This is a genomic window from Desulfovibrio sp. 3_1_syn3, assembly GCF_000145315.2.
Taxonomy (GTDB): domain Bacteria; phylum Desulfobacterota; class Desulfovibrionia; order Desulfovibrionales; family Desulfovibrionaceae; genus Desulfovibrio; species Desulfovibrio fairfieldensis.
Window position 1 is genome coordinate 677,717 of sequence record NZ_ADDR02000001.1, and the last position, 16,321, is coordinate 694,037.

The window sequence follows — 16,321 nt, forward strand, 5'->3', positions numbered from 1 at the left end:
TGTCAGAGCCGTTCAGGCTGGGGCAAGGCCTCAAGCCCGGGCCCGGCCGTACAAGGCGGCAACAGCCTGACGGTCCGTGCCGTACAGGCTTTCGGGCCTCGTGGACATGGGCAGGCGTTGGATGCCGGGCGGCGCATTGCGGATCAGCGCGGCCGTCCTGGCAAAGACATTGGTGCCTTGCAGGCACCAGGCTCGGCAGCGGGCAAGGGCCTCCCGCCGCTCTTCCCAAAGCGGGCGCCCCAGGCATTGCGCAATGCGGGCCAGATTGCCTTCTTCGTCGTCCGGGTCAAGCGCCACAAAACCGTCCGGCAGGCCGCAGGCCGCCGCCAGATTGGGCGCGCCCAGATAAAGGGGCAGCGCCCAGCCGATCCAGGCGTCCGCCAGCTTTTCCGTCCAGAAATTGTCGATGTAGTTGTTTTCCAGCACCAGATGGTACGCATACGGGGCAATGGCCTCGGCCTTGTCGGACACGGGACGGAAACCCCGCCCAAAGACATCCAGATCGTCCCCCAGGATATCTTTCAGGCGCCGGACGAAACGGATGCGCCGCCGTTGCGCTTCCGTGGCCGTTTTGGTGGAGCAAATGACCGAGCATTTTTTGGACTTGGGCGGCACGGGCAGATTTTGGATGTCGCCGAGGCGGCGCAGGGCCGGAGATACAGGCGCGCCGTGGCCCGTGGCGACCCCGTAGTGCCAGTTCAGGCAGGGATTTTCCAAAAGAAGGGCACGGGACTCCACGCCCCGGAACGCATAGGGGGAAATGACCGTGCCGAACTGGCCCAGGTAGGAACGCGGGTAACGCTTGATTTCCGGCGGCTCGGTGACGAAGAGCACACGCCGTTCGCGCGGAACGCGGGTGGCCGCGCCCGCGGGCGGCTCGTCAAAGACCACCAGCCAGGGAGTGCTGCCGTCCTTTTCCTCCAGGACAAAGCGCACGTCCCCCATGCGGCCCGATCCGTCTTCCGTCTGGCGCAGCCAGGGCCAAGCCGCGTGCACGGTGCAGAAAAAGCAGTCCATCACCCACTTTTCTTACACTCGGAAGGACAGGTCGGGCAAGCGCTCCGCAGAGCGGCCAAGGTCATTCTGTTCTCCGCCCGTTGTTTTATTCTGCCCTCCGGGCGTTACAGTTTTCGCTTCGCTGTCGTTTTGGCCGCCTCCGGCGCGGGCAGGGGCCGGGTGGCCTGCGCGACCCCCCAGGCCTCTTGCAACCCCTTCCCCCCGCGTGAGCTACGAGGGCAGCGCGGCTTTTGCTGCGGGAGCTTCCTTCGCTACGCTCAGGCGATCTCCCTCCGCGCCGCGCAATTGCCATTGACAGCCGGGCTTCGAGTAAAAAAGTCGTCCGTTGCCGGAAATTGACGCGCGGCGATTTCGGGGCGTAGCGAACCACGCGAGCAAGACCCGTTGTACGCCGCGTCATCGCGTTACGACGTGCAGCAGGGGCAGGGGCTTGTAGGGGGGGTCGGGGGATAGGCGGCCCAAGCCGCAACGTGGCGAAAAAGCCGCGCCCGCAGGGCTCGGAATATCTCATCCGTATGACAAGCCCACTAAAACAATTTATCTTTGAAAAATAACCTACTCTAAATACAAAATCATTCTGCCTACGGGAGGAGAACAGAATGATCCCGCAGCGCGGCCTAGGGCCTGTCGACACTATAGAATTTTTGTTCGCCCGCAAGGAAGATAAGCCTGTTTTGAGGGAGTGTACTCTTTTGGTACTCGACCGAAAAAACAGGTGAAATCTGACGTAGCGAGCGGGCAAAAAGGCATAGTGTCAACAGGCCCTAGACCGGCCGCCCCTGCCAGCGACCGGATACCCGCGCCAGCCCGTCCCGGCGCAACAGGCAGCAGGCGCAGCCGGGCAGGGCGTCGGCCAGGGCCAGAGCTTCGCGCGGCGGCATGACCGACAGGGCCGTAGCCAGGGCATCGGCCATGAGCCCCTCGGGCGCGGTCACGGTCACGCTGGCCAGAGCCGGGCTTTGGCCGGTGGCCGGACTGACCAGATGGCTGTGGCTTTGCGCGGCGTCGTAAAAAACCTCATAGCCGCCGGACGTGGCAATGGCCCCGCCCGCGGGCAGTTCCACCACCTGGGGATATTTGCCCCGCTTTTGCGGGTCTTCCACGGCCACGCGCCATGGCGCGTCCGGAGCTTTGCGGCCGCGCGCCACCATGTCGCCGCCGGCATTGACCAAGTGATCCGGGCAACCGGCGGCCGCGAGTTCACGCGACATGGCCTCGGCAATATGGCCCTTGGCAATGCCGTCCAGGGTCAGACCCATGCCGGAACGCGTAAAGCGCAAAGCCTTGCCGCTCGCTTCCAGATGTTCCGCGCCCACCAGTTCCAGGGTTTCGCGCAACTCGCCTTCGGCCAGGCGCAGGCTGCCTGTGGGATTGCGGTGGGCGTCCAACAGGCGCAACAAAGGCAGTACCGTCACATCAAAGGCGCCGCCCGTCAGGCGGCCCACGCGCATGGCGCGTTGCAACAGCGCGTTCAGCTCCGGCGGCGCGTCGGATAACGCGCCGTCGGCATTGAGCGCGCCCACCGGCGACGAGGCGTCAAAACGGGTGAATACGTCCGCCATGCGGCGGCCCAGGGCGAACGCGCGCGCCATGCCTTCCTCGGCCCGGCCCGGCTCGACCTGGGCCACGCTGATGCTGACCATGGTGCCCATGAACAGGCTGGTCTGCCGCAGCGGCTCCGCGGGCGCGCCGCCCGGCAACAGTCCACCGGCCCTGGCGGCCAGCGGCAGAAAGGCGGGCGTCAGGGTGGCGGCGGTGAGAGCCCCGCCGCTCAGCAGCGCGGCCCGCAGAAAATGACGGCGACTGTAAATGGACGGCATGCTGCCTCCCTCTCAGGCTTGGGGTTGGGGCCGGGATTGCTCCGAAGCGGCGGCCTCGGGCGCGGGCGGCGTTGCCGCCTTGTCGTCCGCGTCCGCAACGGCGCGGGGCACAAGGGGGCTCCGGGTGGAACGCAGAATATGGCGCGGGCAGGTGCCCACGCAGGCTTCTTCGCAGATGGGGCCGTAAGAAAGGCAGAGGAGATGGTCAATGACAATGCGGTTGTCTTCCAGGCGCACAGCCTTGGCCGGACAGGTCTTGATACACTTGCCGCACTTGATGCAGCCCACGTCGCAGACATCCATGACCGCGCGCAGCTTGTCCCTGGTGTTGCAGTAGACCGCCACGCGGCCCCGCTGGGGCGTCAGTTCCAGAATGCCGCGCGGGCAGGCGGCCACGCACACGCCGCAGCCCGTGCACTTGCTCCGGTCCACGCGTACCAGGCCGTCACGCACTTCCATGGCACCGAAGGGGCAGACCTGCACGCAGTCGCCGAATCCCAGGCAGGAATAGACGCAGACGTCCGTGCCCCCGCGCATCAGAGCCGCGGCGGCGCAGGAAGGCATGCCCTGATACTGGTAGCGCGGAGCCACCTTGCCTGCCAGCTTGTCGCAACGCCGCAAGGCATACAGGGGCTCGGCCTCGGCCACGGTCTTGCCCGTGAGCTCGCCCACGGCGATGCTGGTGGCCGCGCCGCCGGCGCAGCATTTGTTCGCCGGCACCGAAGGATCATTGACCACCGCCGTGGCATAACCCTCGCAACCCGCAAAGCCGCAACCGCCGCAATTGGCACCGGGCAAGGCCTCCACCACGGCCTCCACTCTGGGGTCCTCTTTGACGTAAAAGACACGCGAAGCCACGGCCAGGATGATCGAGGCCGCGAGTCCCAGGGCGAACAGGGTCATAATGGATACAAAGACCATAACGGCAACCTCGGCTAACGTAACAACAACGCAAATAACTTCGAGAGCATTTAACACGTGAAATGCTCTTCTACTCGCATTCCGTGGCAAGGATTTGCAGACAAATCCTTGCAGGCCGGTTGACGCATTTCATGCGTCGACTACTCTAACTATCAGGTAAGGCTTTTCTTTCTATCCGCAACGCCCTGCGGGCGCGTCGTCAAGTTCGTTCGTCGGCAAGGAAAACAAGCGGCCCGGGGCTCTGGAGAAGAGGCGGATTTTGTTTCCCGGCAAGGAAGGCAAGCGTTGCGCGACGGGAGTGTATCAAAACATACATGACCGGCGCGCGACGCGACGCCTGACGCCGCCGGGGGGGGCAAAAGACGCCTCTTCTCAATGGCCCATACCCTTGAAGCCCATGAACGCCAGCGACATCAGCCCGGCCATGACCAAGGCGATGGGCGTTCCGGCCATGGCTTTGGGCAGACGGCAGGTGTCCAGCCGCTCACGAATACCGGCCATGAGCAGCAGGGCCAGCGTAAAGCCCACACTGTAGGCAGCGCCCCAGATCACGGATTCCAACAGGCCGAAACCTTCGCGCTGCACCAGGATGGCCACGCCCATAACCGCGCAGTTGGTGGTGATCAGCGGCAGAAAAATGCCCAGGGCCGCGTAGAGCGGCGGCACGGCTTTTTTCAGGAACATTTCCACGAACTGCACCAGGGCGGCGATGACCACAATGAACACAATGGTCTGCAAGTAGCCGAGGTCATAGGGGTCCAGCACATAGCGCTGCATGAGCCAGGTGCAGAACGTGGACACGATGATAACGAAAATCACGGCCCCGCCCATGCCCAGAGCCACACTCTTTTCCTTGGAGCAGCCCAGGTAGGGACAGTTGCCCAGATACTGCGCCAACACGATGTTGTTGACGAAGATGGCGGAAATAAAGATCGCAAAAATTTCCATGCGCCGCTCCTTTCAAAAATCCGCGATGCTCCGGCAGACGGCCTGAGGCGGCCCTAGCCTTCGCGAGCCGCCATATTGCAGGCCTGGCAGGCGCCGCAGCCTTCAGTCAGGGGCCGGGGCTCACGGCCCTTGCGCCGGGCCTGCCAGAAGTTGATCAGATTCATTCCGGCCAGGATCAGCCCCAGGCAAATGAACGCGCCCGGCGCCTTGACCATGATCCGGAAAGGTTCAAAGCCGTCCCACATGATGGCATGGCCGAACCAGGTGCCGTTGCCCCAAATTTCCCGCAACGACCCCAGAAATGTCAGGGAAAGCGTGAAGCCCAGGCCCATGCCCAGACCGTCGGCCACAGAGGCGGCCACGCCGTTTTTGGCGGCAAAGGCTTCAGCCCTGCCCAGAATGATGCAGTTGACCACGATAAGGGGCACGAAGATGCCCAGGCGCTGGTAGAGCGGATAGGCATAGGCCTGCATAAGCAGTTCAACGGCCACCACCAGCGAGGCCGCGATGACGATGAAGCAGGCGATGCGCACCTTCTTGGGAATGATGCTGCGCACCATGGAAATCAACATATTGGAGAGCACCAGCACGAAAATAACCGCCAGGCCCATGCCCAGACCGTTGTCCGCCGAATTGGTCACGGCCAGGGTGGGACAGAGCCCCAGCACCAGGCGGAAAGGCGGCAACTCTTTCCAGAGCCCCTTGGTGAATTCCTGCATGACGGTCATGGCTGCCTCCTTGCGGCAAAATCGGCGCGATGCGCTTCTATTTGGACCAGACTTTGAGAATTTCCGGTTTAAGTCGGCTGTAGACCTGGACCGCCTTGTTCACGGCCGTCACCACGCCGCCGGAGGAAATGGTGGCCCCGGAGACTCCATCAATGGAGCCCCCCTGGGAGGCGAGCGCCACAGGGGTGCGCGCCCCGGCGAACTGCCCGGAAAAAGCCTGTTCCGTCACCCGCATGCCCAGACCCGGCGTTTCCTTGAGCGTGGTGATGCCGATGCCCGCCAGGGTGTCGCTGTCCACATTAAAGCCCACCATGACGCCGATCTCGCCGCCGTAGCCCTTGCCCTGCTCTTCCAGGGCCACGCCCACCAGCTTGCCGTCGCGCAGGGCCGGGAACACCGTGATCGAGCCGTGGTCCAGCGGGAATTTGCGGCGGTCCGCAATGGGTGAATTCTGGGTGTGGGTGAAAACCCGCGCCAGAGCCGGGCCCTGCACGTAGGTCAGCACCTGTTCCTCAATGCGCGGAGCCGTGACCATCTTGAGATAGGACAGCGCAAAGCCCGACAGCCCGCACAGCACCGAAAGCACCACCACCATTCGCAACATGCCGATCATGACTAACGCGCTCCAAAAGGTTTGGGACGGATCAGATCCAGGAAGGGGGTCAGCAGATTGACCAGCAAAATGGCAAAGGGCGTGCCGTCCGCATAGATGCCGTATTTACGGATTATGATGGTCAGCGTGCCGCCCATCAGGCCGTAAATGAACATGGGCAGCGGCCTGGAGGGCGCATTGGCCGTCTCCGTGGCCAGAAAGAAGCCGCCCAGCATCACCGAGCCGGTGCAGAGATGGAAAAAGGGCGAGGCGTCCACGGCCGGGTCCAGCATATTATAGAGGGCCGCCAACCCGACCACGCCGAGAAAGAAGCCCAGGGCAATCTGCCAGCGGATGATGCCGCGCGCGGCCAGGAAGGAACCGCCCAAGAACAGCGCGCCCACCTGGGTCGCGCCCAGGCCGCCGATCTGTTTGCCCAGCAGCAGATCCGTGAAGGGAATGGACTCCGCCGCCGCAGGGCCGAAATATTTGAGCCGGATCAGCGGGTCCGCGAAATCCGTGGCGAGCTGCATGGCGTTGGGATCCATGAGCAGGGGAAAGGACACGAACAGCACGGCCCAGCCCACCAGCGGCGTGTTTACCGGATTGGCGCCCAGGCCGCCGAAGGCCATTTTGCCCAGGGTCACGGCGATGAACGCGCCCAGCATGACCAGCCACCAGGGCGCGGCGGCGGGCAGCAGAAAGGCCAGCAACAAGCCGGAATTGACCGCCGTGAAATCGTCCACCGAGAGTTCGCGGCCCATGGCTTTCTGGCAGAGCGCCTCGGTGAGCACGGCGGTGGCCACGCACAGGGCCATGACCCGCGCCGCGGGCAGGCCCCAATTCCATATGGACATGATGATCGCCGGGGCGAGGCCCGCCAGCATATACAGGCTGGTCTGGCGGATGGTGCGCCCGCAGTGCCAGTAAGGCGGGGCGCTCATGGCCAGAAGCACGGGCGTGGCGGCTGCGGACATCATTCACCTCCCTGTTTGGCGGCGGCCCCGTCGCTGAAGGGCGGCGTCAGGGGCCGTAATTCCTGAAGTTTGGCCGCAGCGTCGGCCTGGGCCAGTTTATGCTTGGACAGGCGGATGTATTGCAGCACGGGCCGCCGGGCAATGCAGACATAACCGCACAGCCCGCACTCCAGGCAGCATTCGATACGTTCGGCGCGGTTGCGCTCGTGCAGGGCGAATTCGGCGTAACGGCTGAGAAAGCCGGGACTCAGCCGGGCCGGGCAGATCAGCGTGCAGGCGCCGCAGTTGATGCAGGGGCTGTGCCCCTCCATGGGCGGAATGGTGCCCGCCTCCACCACAAAGACACCTGTGGAACCCTTGGTCACGCTGCGGTCCAGTTTGTCCAGGCTTTCGCCGCGCAACGGGCCGCCGCGCACCAGGGTGTCGCCGTTTTTCAGCTCGATGTTGGCGAACTCCAGCAGCTCGCCGATGGTGCTGCCCTCTTTGACGATGTAATTGCCCGAGTGCTCGAAGCTGCCGATGGTCACCACGGTTTCGATGAGCGGCAGGCCGGTGCGGGCCACCCGGCCCAGGCTCCAGACATTGTGCAGGCCCACGATACCCACGCCCTCGGGATTTTCCTTGCCGGTGACGGCCTTGATTACCAGGGCATTGATGCTGGCCGGATACTGGGACGGCACGGGCGCCACCTCGATATCATGGTGGTGCAGGCGCATTTCCTTGGGCACGGCCAGCAGAATTTTTTCCGCCGGGGAAAGGCGACGCAGCACTTCCAGACCGGCCTTGAGATTGTCCAGGTGGGTGAGCAGCATGGGCTCGGCCCAGGTCACGCCCGGGTCCGGATTCAGGCCGTTGATGATCAGGGTCTTGCAGTCCTGGCCCAGGGAACGGGTGTTCAGGCCCAGGCTCTTGAGAACCAGGCCCAGCTCCGCGCCGCGCTCCGGCAGGGAAAGCAGATCCAGCTTGTTCCTTTCCACGGCTTCGGCGGCCAGGCGCTGTTCCTCGTTGGGCTCCACGGCCTCCACAAAGATGCTGCGCTCGTTGATTTCGCAAATACGGCCGAAAATGGGCGAAAAAGCGTCGCCCTTGAGCGGCGAGGGGTGCACGGCCAGGCGCATGCGCGGATGGACCAGGGTTTTCTTGGTCACCCCTTCCACCAGCTTGAAACCCTCGCGGTTCAGGCGCACCAAGCGCGGCTCCGGCCCGGTGCTGAAACGCTGCGTCACCCCATACAGCAGATGGAAACGAGGGTCGTTCAACATCTGGAATAACTCTTTCATCCCCGCCTCACTTGCTGGTATGGCACTGCGCGCACTGTTGCTTGCCGTAGGGGCCCTTCTTCAGCTTTTCGTGGCAGCCCATGCACAGCTTGTGATAGGCGTCCATGCGGCCGGGAATGAGCTTTTCCGCGGGCAGACCGTGGCAGACGGCGCAATTGGTGAACATGGGATTGAGCTTGACCAGGCCCTGCTTGGGCAGAATGTCGCGCACGGCCGTCTGGCTGTGGCACTGGGCGCAGCCCTTGGCCTTGGCGGCGAACATCTCCTCATGGCAGGTCACGCAACGGGCGTGCACGGCGTCGGCCAGGTCGGGCGGCGTGCCCTTTTCGGCCTTTTGGCCCGTGGGCGCGCCGGAGTCGTGGCAGTCCGCGCAGTTCTGCGGCTCAGGTTCGATGTCGGTATTCTTGTGGTGGCATTCGCGGCAGTCCACCCCGTATTCTTCCTGATGCTTCTTGTGCCCCCACTTCTTGGCCCCGAGCTCATAGTGATGACAGGTGGCGCAGGAAGCGTTGTCGTTGAAGGCCGCCACGTGATTTTTCCTGAAGGCCGCGTCAAACGACGCGCCGTGACAGGATTCGCAGCGCTGCACGTTTTCCCGCTTGACCGGACTTTCATGGTGACACTTCTGACAGGGAATTTTCTGCTGAAAGGCATGGTCCGCATGCTGAAAAACCACCGGCCCGCCAGCGTTGTCCAACAGGACGCGCTGGGGCACGGCCTCGTGCGGCTCGGGCAGCACATAGCCCACCACGGCCACCACCGCCAGAACGGCTGTCAACAACGCTATGGGAATATAACGCTTTTGCAACGCTGCACCCCTTCAGTAAGAACAGTTGCGCGACGCGGAGCCGCCTACCGGTCCGCGCGGAGCGGCCTTGCGGCCGTCCGGCCTCTCCGTCCCGAAAACCGCGACAATTTTCCGCCGCTGACCCGGAGCGGCGTGGATCCGCTTCAGCCGTTATCGCATTGCGGTTTACGGTTGAAGGCCACCCAGCTTGAAGTTGGATACAACTTCAAAGCGAATCCGCTCTTGTCCATTGCGACGCAACAGTGAAACCATATTGTGGTGAGACTTCTTTGTGTTTTATAGCAAAGTTTTTTCCTTTTGGGAAGGCATGTTACACAAATTCATGCTGCTCCATTTTTCACGAGCCGCGCCATGCAAAACAAAAACCGCGCGATTGGCCGCGTCACAAATTGTTTGTTTATTCAATGAATACACAAAAAAATGTTCCTCCACCCTCGCCGGAAACGGGAACAACAGGCGCGGGCACCCCGTTCATTCCCAGCCAGGCTTGTGGACGGAGAAGCTCCCCCTGCCCCGCGACTTGGCTTTGTACAGGGCCAGATCCGCGGCACGCAGGGCTTCGGCAAAGGTGAACGCGCCGCAGGGATACGGGCATATGCCGATACTCGTACCGTAGACATAACTTTTGCCGCGTCCCTCGACCCTGCCCCGCTGGTTTTTGAGCAGCTCTTCGGCGAGTTCCGTGATATCGGAGGCACGTTGCAGAGGCGCGAAGAGCACGAATTCGTCGCCGCCGTAGCGACAGGCCAGACCGTGATGCTCTTCCGCAAACGACATAAGGCTGTCCGCGAATCCCCGCAGCGCCTTGTCACCGGCCTCATGGCCCAGATTGTCGTTGATGGGTTTCAGCCTGTCCATATCGAAAAAGAAGATGCCGTAGAGCCGGTCCTGGGCCGCTTCAAGAATTTCGTCGACCTGCTGATGGAAAAGATGGCGCGTGGGCAAGCCGGTGAGCATATCAAACAGGCCACGACGCGAAATCTCGATGAGGCCGCAGGCATTTTCCACGGAGAACGGCTCGGAATCGTGGATGTTCTTGTTCAGGTCCATCACATGGCGGACGATATTGTCGACCGGCGCGAAGAACTTACGGCCGTAACGCAGGAGCAGCACAAAGAACAGGGCGTAGAGCAGGGTCTGGATGCCGAAACTCAGCAACATGGCGATCAGCGGTGGATCAGCATCCAGCTGCTGTCAGCCACATTGGTGAAGGCGGTGAAGGTCAGCCGGCCCTCAAAAAAACAAAGGAAGCTGCCGCTGCGCCGCTTTTCAAGATCTTCGAGAAACTGCTGCCGGTCGCTGCCGAACAAAAAAGTCTCTTCATTGACCATGCTTTTTATGTTGGCCATCAGTTTACCGGCGTCCGGATGGGCGATGATCGAATGCCGACCGTCCAGCAGAAGAAAATAACCGTTTCAGTGCGGGCGCGAAACGGTGGGAGCCGACTCATATGGGTTAGCGGAATGGAGACGAAACAGATGCTGACGACTTTGCCGTCTTTTTTTACCGGCATGAACTGGGTGAAGATCATCTCGTCCGTGGCTCCGGCGGAAAAGGGGTCACTGAGTTCCCGTGTGCCGGTGCACATGATCCGGGGGATGTAATCACGCTCCACCTTGCCGATTTTGGGCCGCAGTGTGCTGGAAATGGTGCCGTCCGGGTCCACCACGCCGATCATTCAGAATTTGAAGGCGTCGGCATAGGTTTTCATGCTCATGGCCCGGTCCATGACCGAGACGCCGGTATCCTGGATCAGAGGCTGCTTGCTCATGCCCTCAAGCAGATTGTAGGTCGCCTCAAGCCGGGATGTGAGGTTGTCGGCCAGCACTTTTGGTGGAGTCCCCGGCCGTGGCCTTGATGAAAAGGTATCCGGCATAGAGCGTGCTGTCGAGGCTGATGCAGACGAATGCCGCGAATACCAGCCAGAGGCTTTTTGAAAAAAGCCTGCTTGCCATCCCGGCGGAATATGCTTTTTGGGAAAATATCACTTTTCGATAACTTTATGTGATTAAATAAATAATGACGGATAAAAAAGTTATACCGAAATGCAGCAAATATCCATGCGGAATTCAATGTACTTTTTGAGACGGCCAACCTGAATTTTTATGAAATAAAATCAGGCCCGGCATGCTGGGATGTCCGGGCCTGAACAAGGCACCGGCACGGCGGGCAAGCCGCCATGCCGGTGCCTCACAAACGGGAATTGCCCTAAAGGACGAAACGCGGGTCCTTCTTGACTTCCTCGCGCACGATCTTGAACAGCATGGGGCTGAGCAGGATAATGCCGATGATGTTGGGGAAGGCCATCAGGGCGTTGCCGATGTCGGCCAGCAGCCAGACCAGGTCCAGGGCCAGAATGGCGCCCAAAGCCACCGCGCAGACGTAGATGACGCGGAAGGGCTTCTGGGCCTTGTCGCCGAAGAGATAAATGACGCAACGCTCACCATAGACGCACCAGCCCAGAGCGGTAGTGAAGGCAAAAAGCGTGAGGCAGAAGGTCACGCCGTATTCTCCGAAGCCGGGCAGGTTGTACTGGAAGGCCGCCGCGGTCAGCAGGCCGCCGCCCATGCCGGAGCTCCAGAGGGGCTGACCGGCGGGGTCCAGAGATACCAGGATCACAAAGCCGGTCATGCTGCAGACGATGATGGTGTCGATGAACACGTCCAGCATGCCGATAGAGGCCTGTACCAGGGGGGATTCGGCCGTGGAGGCGGCGTGGGCCATGGGCGCGGAACCGAGACCGGCTTCATTGGAGAAGACGCCGCGGGCCATGCCCATGCGGATGGCCATCATCACCGAGGCGCCCACAAAGCCGCCCTGGGCCGCCGTAGGCGTGAAGGCGTCGGAAACCACCCACCAGAACACGGAAGGCACGCGGTGGATGTTCATGAAGATGATGACCAGGCACATGATGATATAGAGCACGGCCATGAAGGGCACCAGCTTGCCGGCCACCGCGCCCACGCGCTTGACGCCGCCGATGAGCACGATGCCCGCGAAGAAGAGCAGAGCCAGCGCGGTGCCCCATTCCGGCACGCTCACGGTCTTGGCCAGATTCACGCTGATGGCGTTGGCCTGGACCATGGCCCCGATGCCGAAACAGGCAATCATGCCGAACAGGGCGAAGGATGTGGCCAGCCAGGTATAGCTTTTACCCAGGCCGTTCTTGATGAAGTACATGGCCCCGCCCACCCAGTTACCGGCCGGGGTCTTTTCACGGAAGTGCACGGAGAGCAGCACTTCCGAAAATTTGGTCATCATGCCCACCAGGGCGGTCACCCACATCCAGAACAGCGCGCCCGGCCCGCCGAGCGCGATGGCCGTGGCCACGCCCACGATATTGCCGGTGCCGATATCCGCCGCCAAGGCGGTCATCAGGGCGTTCCAGGGTGAAACTTCGCCGTGCTCGGACTGGTGCTTGCGGCCTTGCCACAGACATTTATAGGCCGTAATCCAGTTCCGGAAAGAGAAAAACCGCAGGCTGATAGTCAGATACAGGCCCGTGCCCACCAGCATGACCAGCATGATCGGGCCCCAGACCACATTGCTGACCTCTTGCAAAAAACCGTACAATGCTTCCATCGCCACCTCCGCTTGTTCACAATTCCAGCGCCGGTCCGCAGACCGGCATCGTTCCCGCAGAGAACGCCCCCTCACACGTTTTATGGAATAGTACGAAGGTACACCTGAAAAAAGAAAAGAGGCAAGCGCTTTTTACTATTGAGTGTTCGATCAATGGAATCCGACGGCAGAGCAAGCGGGTTGTCATACCACAAGGCATGCACGCAAAAAAGTTTCACCGCACGTGCGTGAAAGAAGCGGGACTGCCCAATGGCGGCAGTAACAAAGCGGGAGTTTGCTTTTCGACAGGATCCACAGAGTGAACAGTGCCATGCCCTGCTCTGCAGCAGCTCACACTTGAAATGTGGATTATTCTAGAGACTGTCGTCACGAGATGGATTTTTGCGTTATACCAAGGAGAGCGAGCCTGTTAGAGCTGCTGTCCTTATCCGTAATGCCCGTCCTCGCATAACGGCTAGGGGCTGATGACACTACTGGGATTTTGTTCGCTGGCAAGGAGAACGAGCCTTTTATGAAAGGAGTGTACTCTTGCCTCAGCCGTTGCAGCGAAGCTGCTTACGGATGAGGACAGCAGAGCTATGGTACTCGGCTGGAATAAAAGGCGAAGTTCAACAAAGCCAGCGGACAAAAAAACGTAGTGCCAACAGACCCTAAAGTATGCAGGGAGTGTGCGACCGGAATAAAAGGCGATGTTCGGCGCGGCGATAACCGAAAAGACGTTCGTGACGACAGCTCCTAATGCTCCACAGCGAAAATATTGCGGTAAGCCACAGCCCGGTCCTGGCTTTTGACCTCCAGGATGATCTGGGCGTTGACCAGGCTCAAGCGTTCGGGCAGGCGGGCCACCATGACCGTGCGTTTGAAGCGGCTGATGCGGAAATTGCCCACGTCGTCCGGGTCAAAAGAAAGCGTGTGCTTCTGGCCGTCCGCCGTCACCAGGGTCGCCAGCACCGTGCCGGAAGCCAGTCTCTGAGCGTCGGCATTACGCAGATCCAGGGCAATGCGCAGCTTGCCGCCGCGCAGGGCGCGGGCCTGTACATTGCCCACCTTCACATAGCCCGTGTCGATGGCCGGAAATTCCTCATGGCCCGGCCCCTCACTCATGGCCGGAGCGCCTTCGGGAGCCGAAGCGGCCTCCGCGCCGGAGGCCTGGGGCGGCGTTTCAGCCTGCTCGGCGCTGGCCAGTTTGCGCAAGACCAGCTCCCGGCCCTGCACGCCTTCCTCGCGCAGCAGTTCCTCCAGATTTTCAAGCCGCTCGGCTGTGGCCTGGGCCGTCTGGTAGTCGCTTTCAAAACGCAGCACGTTTTCGCGCAGGGCCTTGTTTTCCTGCCAGAGCCACCAGGTCTGCCAGCCCAGCACGCCGCAAACCAGCGGCAGGCAGGCGAAAAAGGCCAGCATCAGGAAAAAACGGCCCCGGCGCACGCGAAAGCTGTGCCGGGGGCCGTTGTCACGCATAAAGATGATGCAGAGCCGCTCCCGATATCTCAAGGCAGAGTCCTCTGCGCACTCCGGCGGGATGCCGCGGCGCTCTGTCCGGCCGGGGCCGGGGCAGCCGGAGCCTGGGGGGCCCAATCCTCGCGCTGGATGCGCCAGTTTTTACCGTCAAAACGCAACAACAAGGTCTTGGTGCCCCGGTCGGTGTGGCCCGCGCTGTCCGCATACGTTTGGCTCATGTCCGCACGGATGCCGTGCTTGTCCATGGCCAGGCGAAGGCCGGAAAGTTGCACCAAGGTGGGTTTGACCCGCGCCCAGAGAGTTTCCTTCTGGCGGCGGATGTTCTTGGCTCCCCAGCGGCCCTGCTGCACGGCGTCGGCGGCGTAAAAACCCATGTAGTCATCCAGGCGGCCCGCCTCCCAGGCCTTGCGCCAGGATTCCAGATTCGCGCTGACAGCGGCGCTGACGTCCTCCAGATAGTTGGCGGCCAAGCCCAGTTCGGCGGGCTTGAATTCCGACCCCACAATACGGAAGCTCCCGTCCGCCTCCCTGCGCCACCAGAAGGTGCGCACGCCCTGCTCCGTGCCGGTGGGCCCGACCACAAGTTGTTCGCTGCGGCTTACGGCCAACGGCCCCTGAATCTCAAGAACAGGCGCGCGGCTGATCAGGCTCAGCCAGGGGGCGCGGAACTGACGCTCCAACTCGCGCTGCACGCTGTTGTAGGAATGCCCGCGCGGCACGCCGGGCACACGATTATACTGCTGTTGGTCATACAGGGCGGCGATGTCGGCGGAACGCGCGGCAAAGGCCTTGTTCCAGGCTTGCACGGCCTTTTCCAGCTCGACGCGCGTCTCCGGAGTCAGGACCGGAGCCACCGGCTGCGCGGCAGGGGCCGGGGCTTCGGGCGTAACGGGCGCGGATGACGCTGACGCTGCGGGGGCAGCCGAGGTCTCGGGAGCCGAGAGAGCTACGGGCGCGGCGGGAACCGGAGCGGGCGCGGCGGCGGGGGGTTCCCCCTGGGCGGCATCCATGCCCGGCTTGGCGCCCCAGTTGATTTCAGCGGGCGGCGGCGCGGGAGCGCGGCGGGGAACCAGGGGTTCGCTGACGGCCAGCAGTTTTTCGGCCACGGCCGCCGGAGGCGCGGCGGGCGCGGTTTTTTCGTCCGGGGCTTCGGGCATGTCCAGGCGCGGCGGCAGGGGCGCTTCGGAAGAAGCATCCGTGGCCGCGGGCACGCTCGCGGCCACCAGGCGGCCTTTCTGGAAATCGGCGCGCATGCCCACATCGCGCGGGGTCCATTCCATGCCCACGATACGGAATTTTTTGTCCTTGCCGCGCTGCCAGTACAAACGGCGCACGCCTTCGGTGGAGAGATTGGAAGCGGCGTAGAACTGCTCGGTCCAGGTCACCCAGTAGCCCGGCCCTTCCAGGGCATGGATCTCACGATTATAGATCTTGACGAAGCCGAGCATCTTGAACAGGCGTTCCTTGTTCTGACGGAAAGCCGAGAAGTTCTCGGTGGCTTTGGAGTAGGATTCGGGGTCGTAATAGTCGAACATCTTGCGCGAACGCGCGGCCCAGGCGTTGCTCCAGGCCTGCATCAGACGGCGCAGCTCGCGCGCCGTGCCGTTGTCCGGCTGGGGAACCCTGCTTTCGTCAAATTGCTCGGCCAGCACCACGGCAGTGCCGGGCGTGAGCTGCGGGCCCACCGTGTCGATTTCTTTCAGGCCGATAGCCACGCAGCCGCGCGTGGGCACCAGGCCGAAGCCCTTGCTGTGAATCCAGATGCCGTGCCCGGTCTTGCCGCGCAGCCGGTCCACAGGGTTGGGATAGTTGAGGGTATAGGCGATGCCCCCGTATTCCTTGAAGTCCAGGCCGCTGGCGATTTTGTATTCCACAAAATAGATGCCCTCGGGCGTGCGCAGGTCATTGAGCTCCTGTTTGTCGCCCGCCAGCTGGCCCGTGACGCAGGGGAAGGAATATTTGAGTTTGAGAGGGCTTTTTTTCTCGAAGAAGAGGAAGGCGCGGCGATTTTTGTCCACCGCCACCAGATGGGAAGGCAGGCCTTCGTTATACAGATTGGCCTGCCAGTTGTCGGCGCGGGCCGGAGCAACCGTTACGACGGCGAGCACCAAGGACAACGCCAGCCCCGCCAGCAACCTGGACATGGACGCGCGAAGAGACGCCGCAACAGCGGCGCGGCAGGGAAGCCCGGCT

Annotated in this window: 15 protein-coding genes; 1 reads left to right on the forward strand and 14 read right to left on the reverse strand. The window is 62.2% G+C overall.

From position 1 onward, the window contains the following. Window positions 1-30: 30 nt before the first annotated feature. The 10 genes from HMPREF0326_RS02915 to HMPREF0326_RS02960 form a co-directional block, all read right to left on the reverse strand. Window positions 31-1,017 carry a glycosyltransferase family 10 domain-containing protein gene (locus HMPREF0326_RS02915; RefSeq protein WP_020990183.1) on the reverse strand — a complete coding sequence of 329 codons (987 nt, stop codon included), beginning with the start codon at window positions 1,015-1,017 and terminating at the stop codon, window positions 31-33. A 764-nt stretch (window positions 1,018-1,781) separates the two neighbouring features. After that, entirely contained in the window at window positions 1,782-2,837 is a 1,056-nt protein-coding gene (locus HMPREF0326_RS02920) for an FAD:protein FMN transferase (protein WP_009303260.1), read from the reverse strand. Window positions 2,838-2,849: 12 nt separating this feature from the next. Continuing rightward, window positions 2,850-3,758, reverse strand: a complete 909-nt coding sequence (rnfB, locus tag HMPREF0326_RS02925; RefSeq protein ID WP_008682741.1) for an RnfABCDGE type electron transport complex subunit B — start codon at window positions 3,756-3,758, stop codon at window positions 2,850-2,852. 372 nt (window positions 3,759-4,130) lie between these two features. Next, the gene (locus tag HMPREF0326_RS02930; RefSeq protein ID WP_008682742.1) at window positions 4,131-4,706 is read right to left on the reverse strand and encodes an electron transport complex protein RnfA; all 576 of its coding nucleotides are present in this window, start codon (window positions 4,704-4,706) and stop codon (window positions 4,131-4,133) included. A gap of 53 nt (window positions 4,707-4,759) precedes the next feature. Then, on the reverse strand, window positions 4,760-5,434 hold the full coding sequence (gene rsxE, locus HMPREF0326_RS02935; RefSeq protein ID WP_008682744.1) for an electron transport complex subunit RsxE: 675 nt from the start codon (window positions 5,432-5,434) through the stop codon (window positions 4,760-4,762). Between the two features lie 37 nt (window positions 5,435-5,471). Beyond that, entirely contained in the window at window positions 5,472-6,047 is a 576-nt protein-coding gene (gene rnfG / locus HMPREF0326_RS02940; protein ID WP_008682750.1) for an RnfABCDGE type electron transport complex subunit G, read from the reverse strand. A 2-nt stretch (window positions 6,048-6,049) separates the two neighbouring features. Then, entirely contained in the window at window positions 6,050-7,006 is a 957-nt protein-coding gene (locus tag HMPREF0326_RS02945; RefSeq protein WP_008682752.1) for an RnfABCDGE type electron transport complex subunit D, read from the reverse strand. Continuing rightward, window positions 7,003-8,283 carry an electron transporter RnfC gene (locus HMPREF0326_RS02950; protein ID WP_008682753.1) on the reverse strand — a complete coding sequence of 427 codons (1,281 nt, stop codon included), beginning with the start codon at window positions 8,281-8,283 and terminating at the stop codon, window positions 7,003-7,005. The genes HMPREF0326_RS02945 and HMPREF0326_RS02950 overlap by 4 nt, the downstream gene beginning before the upstream one ends. A gap of 7 nt (window positions 8,284-8,290) precedes the next feature. Next, window positions 8,291-9,091, reverse strand: coding sequence for a cytochrome c3 family protein (locus HMPREF0326_RS02955; RefSeq protein ID WP_020990185.1), 801 nt, complete (start codon window positions 9,089-9,091; stop codon window positions 8,291-8,293). 471 nt (window positions 9,092-9,562) lie between these two features. Beyond that, window positions 9,563-10,252, reverse strand: coding sequence for a GGDEF domain-containing protein (locus HMPREF0326_RS02960; protein WP_008682756.1), 690 nt, complete (start codon window positions 10,250-10,252; stop codon window positions 9,563-9,565). An 11-nt stretch (window positions 10,253-10,263) separates the two neighbouring features. Between HMPREF0326_RS02960 and HMPREF0326_RS16600 the strand changes: the two genes are divergently transcribed. Next, window positions 10,264-10,695 carry a hypothetical protein gene (locus HMPREF0326_RS16600; protein WP_156896228.1) on the forward strand — a complete coding sequence of 144 codons (432 nt, stop codon included), beginning with the start codon at window positions 10,264-10,266 and terminating at the stop codon, window positions 10,693-10,695. A 74-nt stretch (window positions 10,696-10,769) separates the two neighbouring features. On the opposite strand, the gene HMPREF0326_RS16605 is transcribed toward HMPREF0326_RS16600, so the two are convergent. The 4 genes from HMPREF0326_RS16605 to HMPREF0326_RS15460 form a co-directional block, all read right to left on the reverse strand. Next, the gene (locus HMPREF0326_RS16605) at window positions 10,770-10,967 is read right to left on the reverse strand and encodes a hypothetical protein (protein WP_008682758.1); all 198 of its coding nucleotides are present in this window, start codon (window positions 10,965-10,967) and stop codon (window positions 10,770-10,772) included. Between the two features lie 332 nt (window positions 10,968-11,299). Next, the gene (locus HMPREF0326_RS02975) at window positions 11,300-12,673 is read right to left on the reverse strand and encodes an alanine/glycine:cation symporter family protein (RefSeq protein ID WP_009303266.1); all 1,374 of its coding nucleotides are present in this window, start codon (window positions 12,671-12,673) and stop codon (window positions 11,300-11,302) included. Window positions 12,674-13,408: 735 nt separating this feature from the next. Further along, window positions 13,409-14,161 (reverse strand): hypothetical protein, encoded by a 753-nt coding sequence (locus HMPREF0326_RS02980; RefSeq protein ID WP_008682761.1) that lies wholly within the window; start codon window positions 14,159-14,161, stop codon window positions 13,409-13,411. Beyond that, on the reverse strand, window positions 14,158-16,272 hold the full coding sequence (locus tag HMPREF0326_RS15460) for a L,D-transpeptidase family protein (protein ID WP_020990186.1): 2,115 nt from the start codon (window positions 16,270-16,272) through the stop codon (window positions 14,158-14,160). Before HMPREF0326_RS15460 ends, HMPREF0326_RS02980 begins: the two co-directional genes overlap by 4 nt. Window positions 16,273-16,321 lie beyond the last annotated feature (49 nt).

What these genes read in the sequence shown, in the direction of transcription:
- HMPREF0326_RS02915 (WP_020990183.1), bottom strand. Translation starts at nt 1,017, where the DNA reads ATGGACTGCTTTTTCTGCACCGTGCACGCGGCTTGGCCCTGGCTGCGC.
- HMPREF0326_RS02920 (WP_009303260.1), bottom strand. Translation starts at nt 2,837, where the DNA reads ATGCCGTCCATTTACAGTCGCCGTCATTTTCTGCGGGCCGCGCTGCTG.
- rnfB (WP_008682741.1), bottom strand. Translation starts at nt 3,758, where the DNA reads ATGGTCTTTGTATCCATTATGACCCTGTTCGCCCTGGGACTCGCGGCC.
- HMPREF0326_RS02930 (WP_008682742.1), bottom strand. Translation starts at nt 4,706, where the DNA reads ATGGAAATTTTTGCGATCTTTATTTCCGCCATCTTCGTCAACAACATC.
- rsxE (WP_008682744.1), bottom strand. Translation starts at nt 5,434, where the DNA reads ATGACCGTCATGCAGGAATTCACCAAGGGGCTCTGGAAAGAGTTGCCG.
- rnfG (WP_008682750.1), bottom strand. Translation starts at nt 6,047, where the DNA reads ATGATCGGCATGTTGCGAATGGTGGTGGTGCTTTCGGTGCTGTGCGGG.
- HMPREF0326_RS02945 (WP_008682752.1), bottom strand. Translation starts at nt 7,006, where the DNA reads ATGATGTCCGCAGCCGCCACGCCCGTGCTTCTGGCCATGAGCGCCCCG.
- HMPREF0326_RS02950 (WP_008682753.1), bottom strand. Translation starts at nt 8,283, where the DNA reads ATGAAAGAGTTATTCCAGATGTTGAACGACCCTCGTTTCCATCTGCTG.
- HMPREF0326_RS02960 (WP_008682756.1), bottom strand. Translation starts at nt 10,252, where the DNA reads ATGTTGCTGAGTTTCGGCATCCAGACCCTGCTCTACGCCCTGTTCTTT.
- HMPREF0326_RS16605 (WP_008682758.1), bottom strand. Translation starts at nt 10,967, where the DNA reads ATGCCGGATACCTTTTCATCAAGGCCACGGCCGGGGACTCCACCAAAA.
- HMPREF0326_RS02975 (WP_009303266.1), bottom strand. Translation starts at nt 12,673, where the DNA reads ATGGAAGCATTGTACGGTTTTTTGCAAGAGGTCAGCAATGTGGTCTGG.
- HMPREF0326_RS15460 (WP_020990186.1), bottom strand. Translation starts at nt 16,272, where the DNA reads ATGTCCAGGTTGCTGGCGGGGCTGGCGTTGTCCTTGGTGCTCGCCGTC.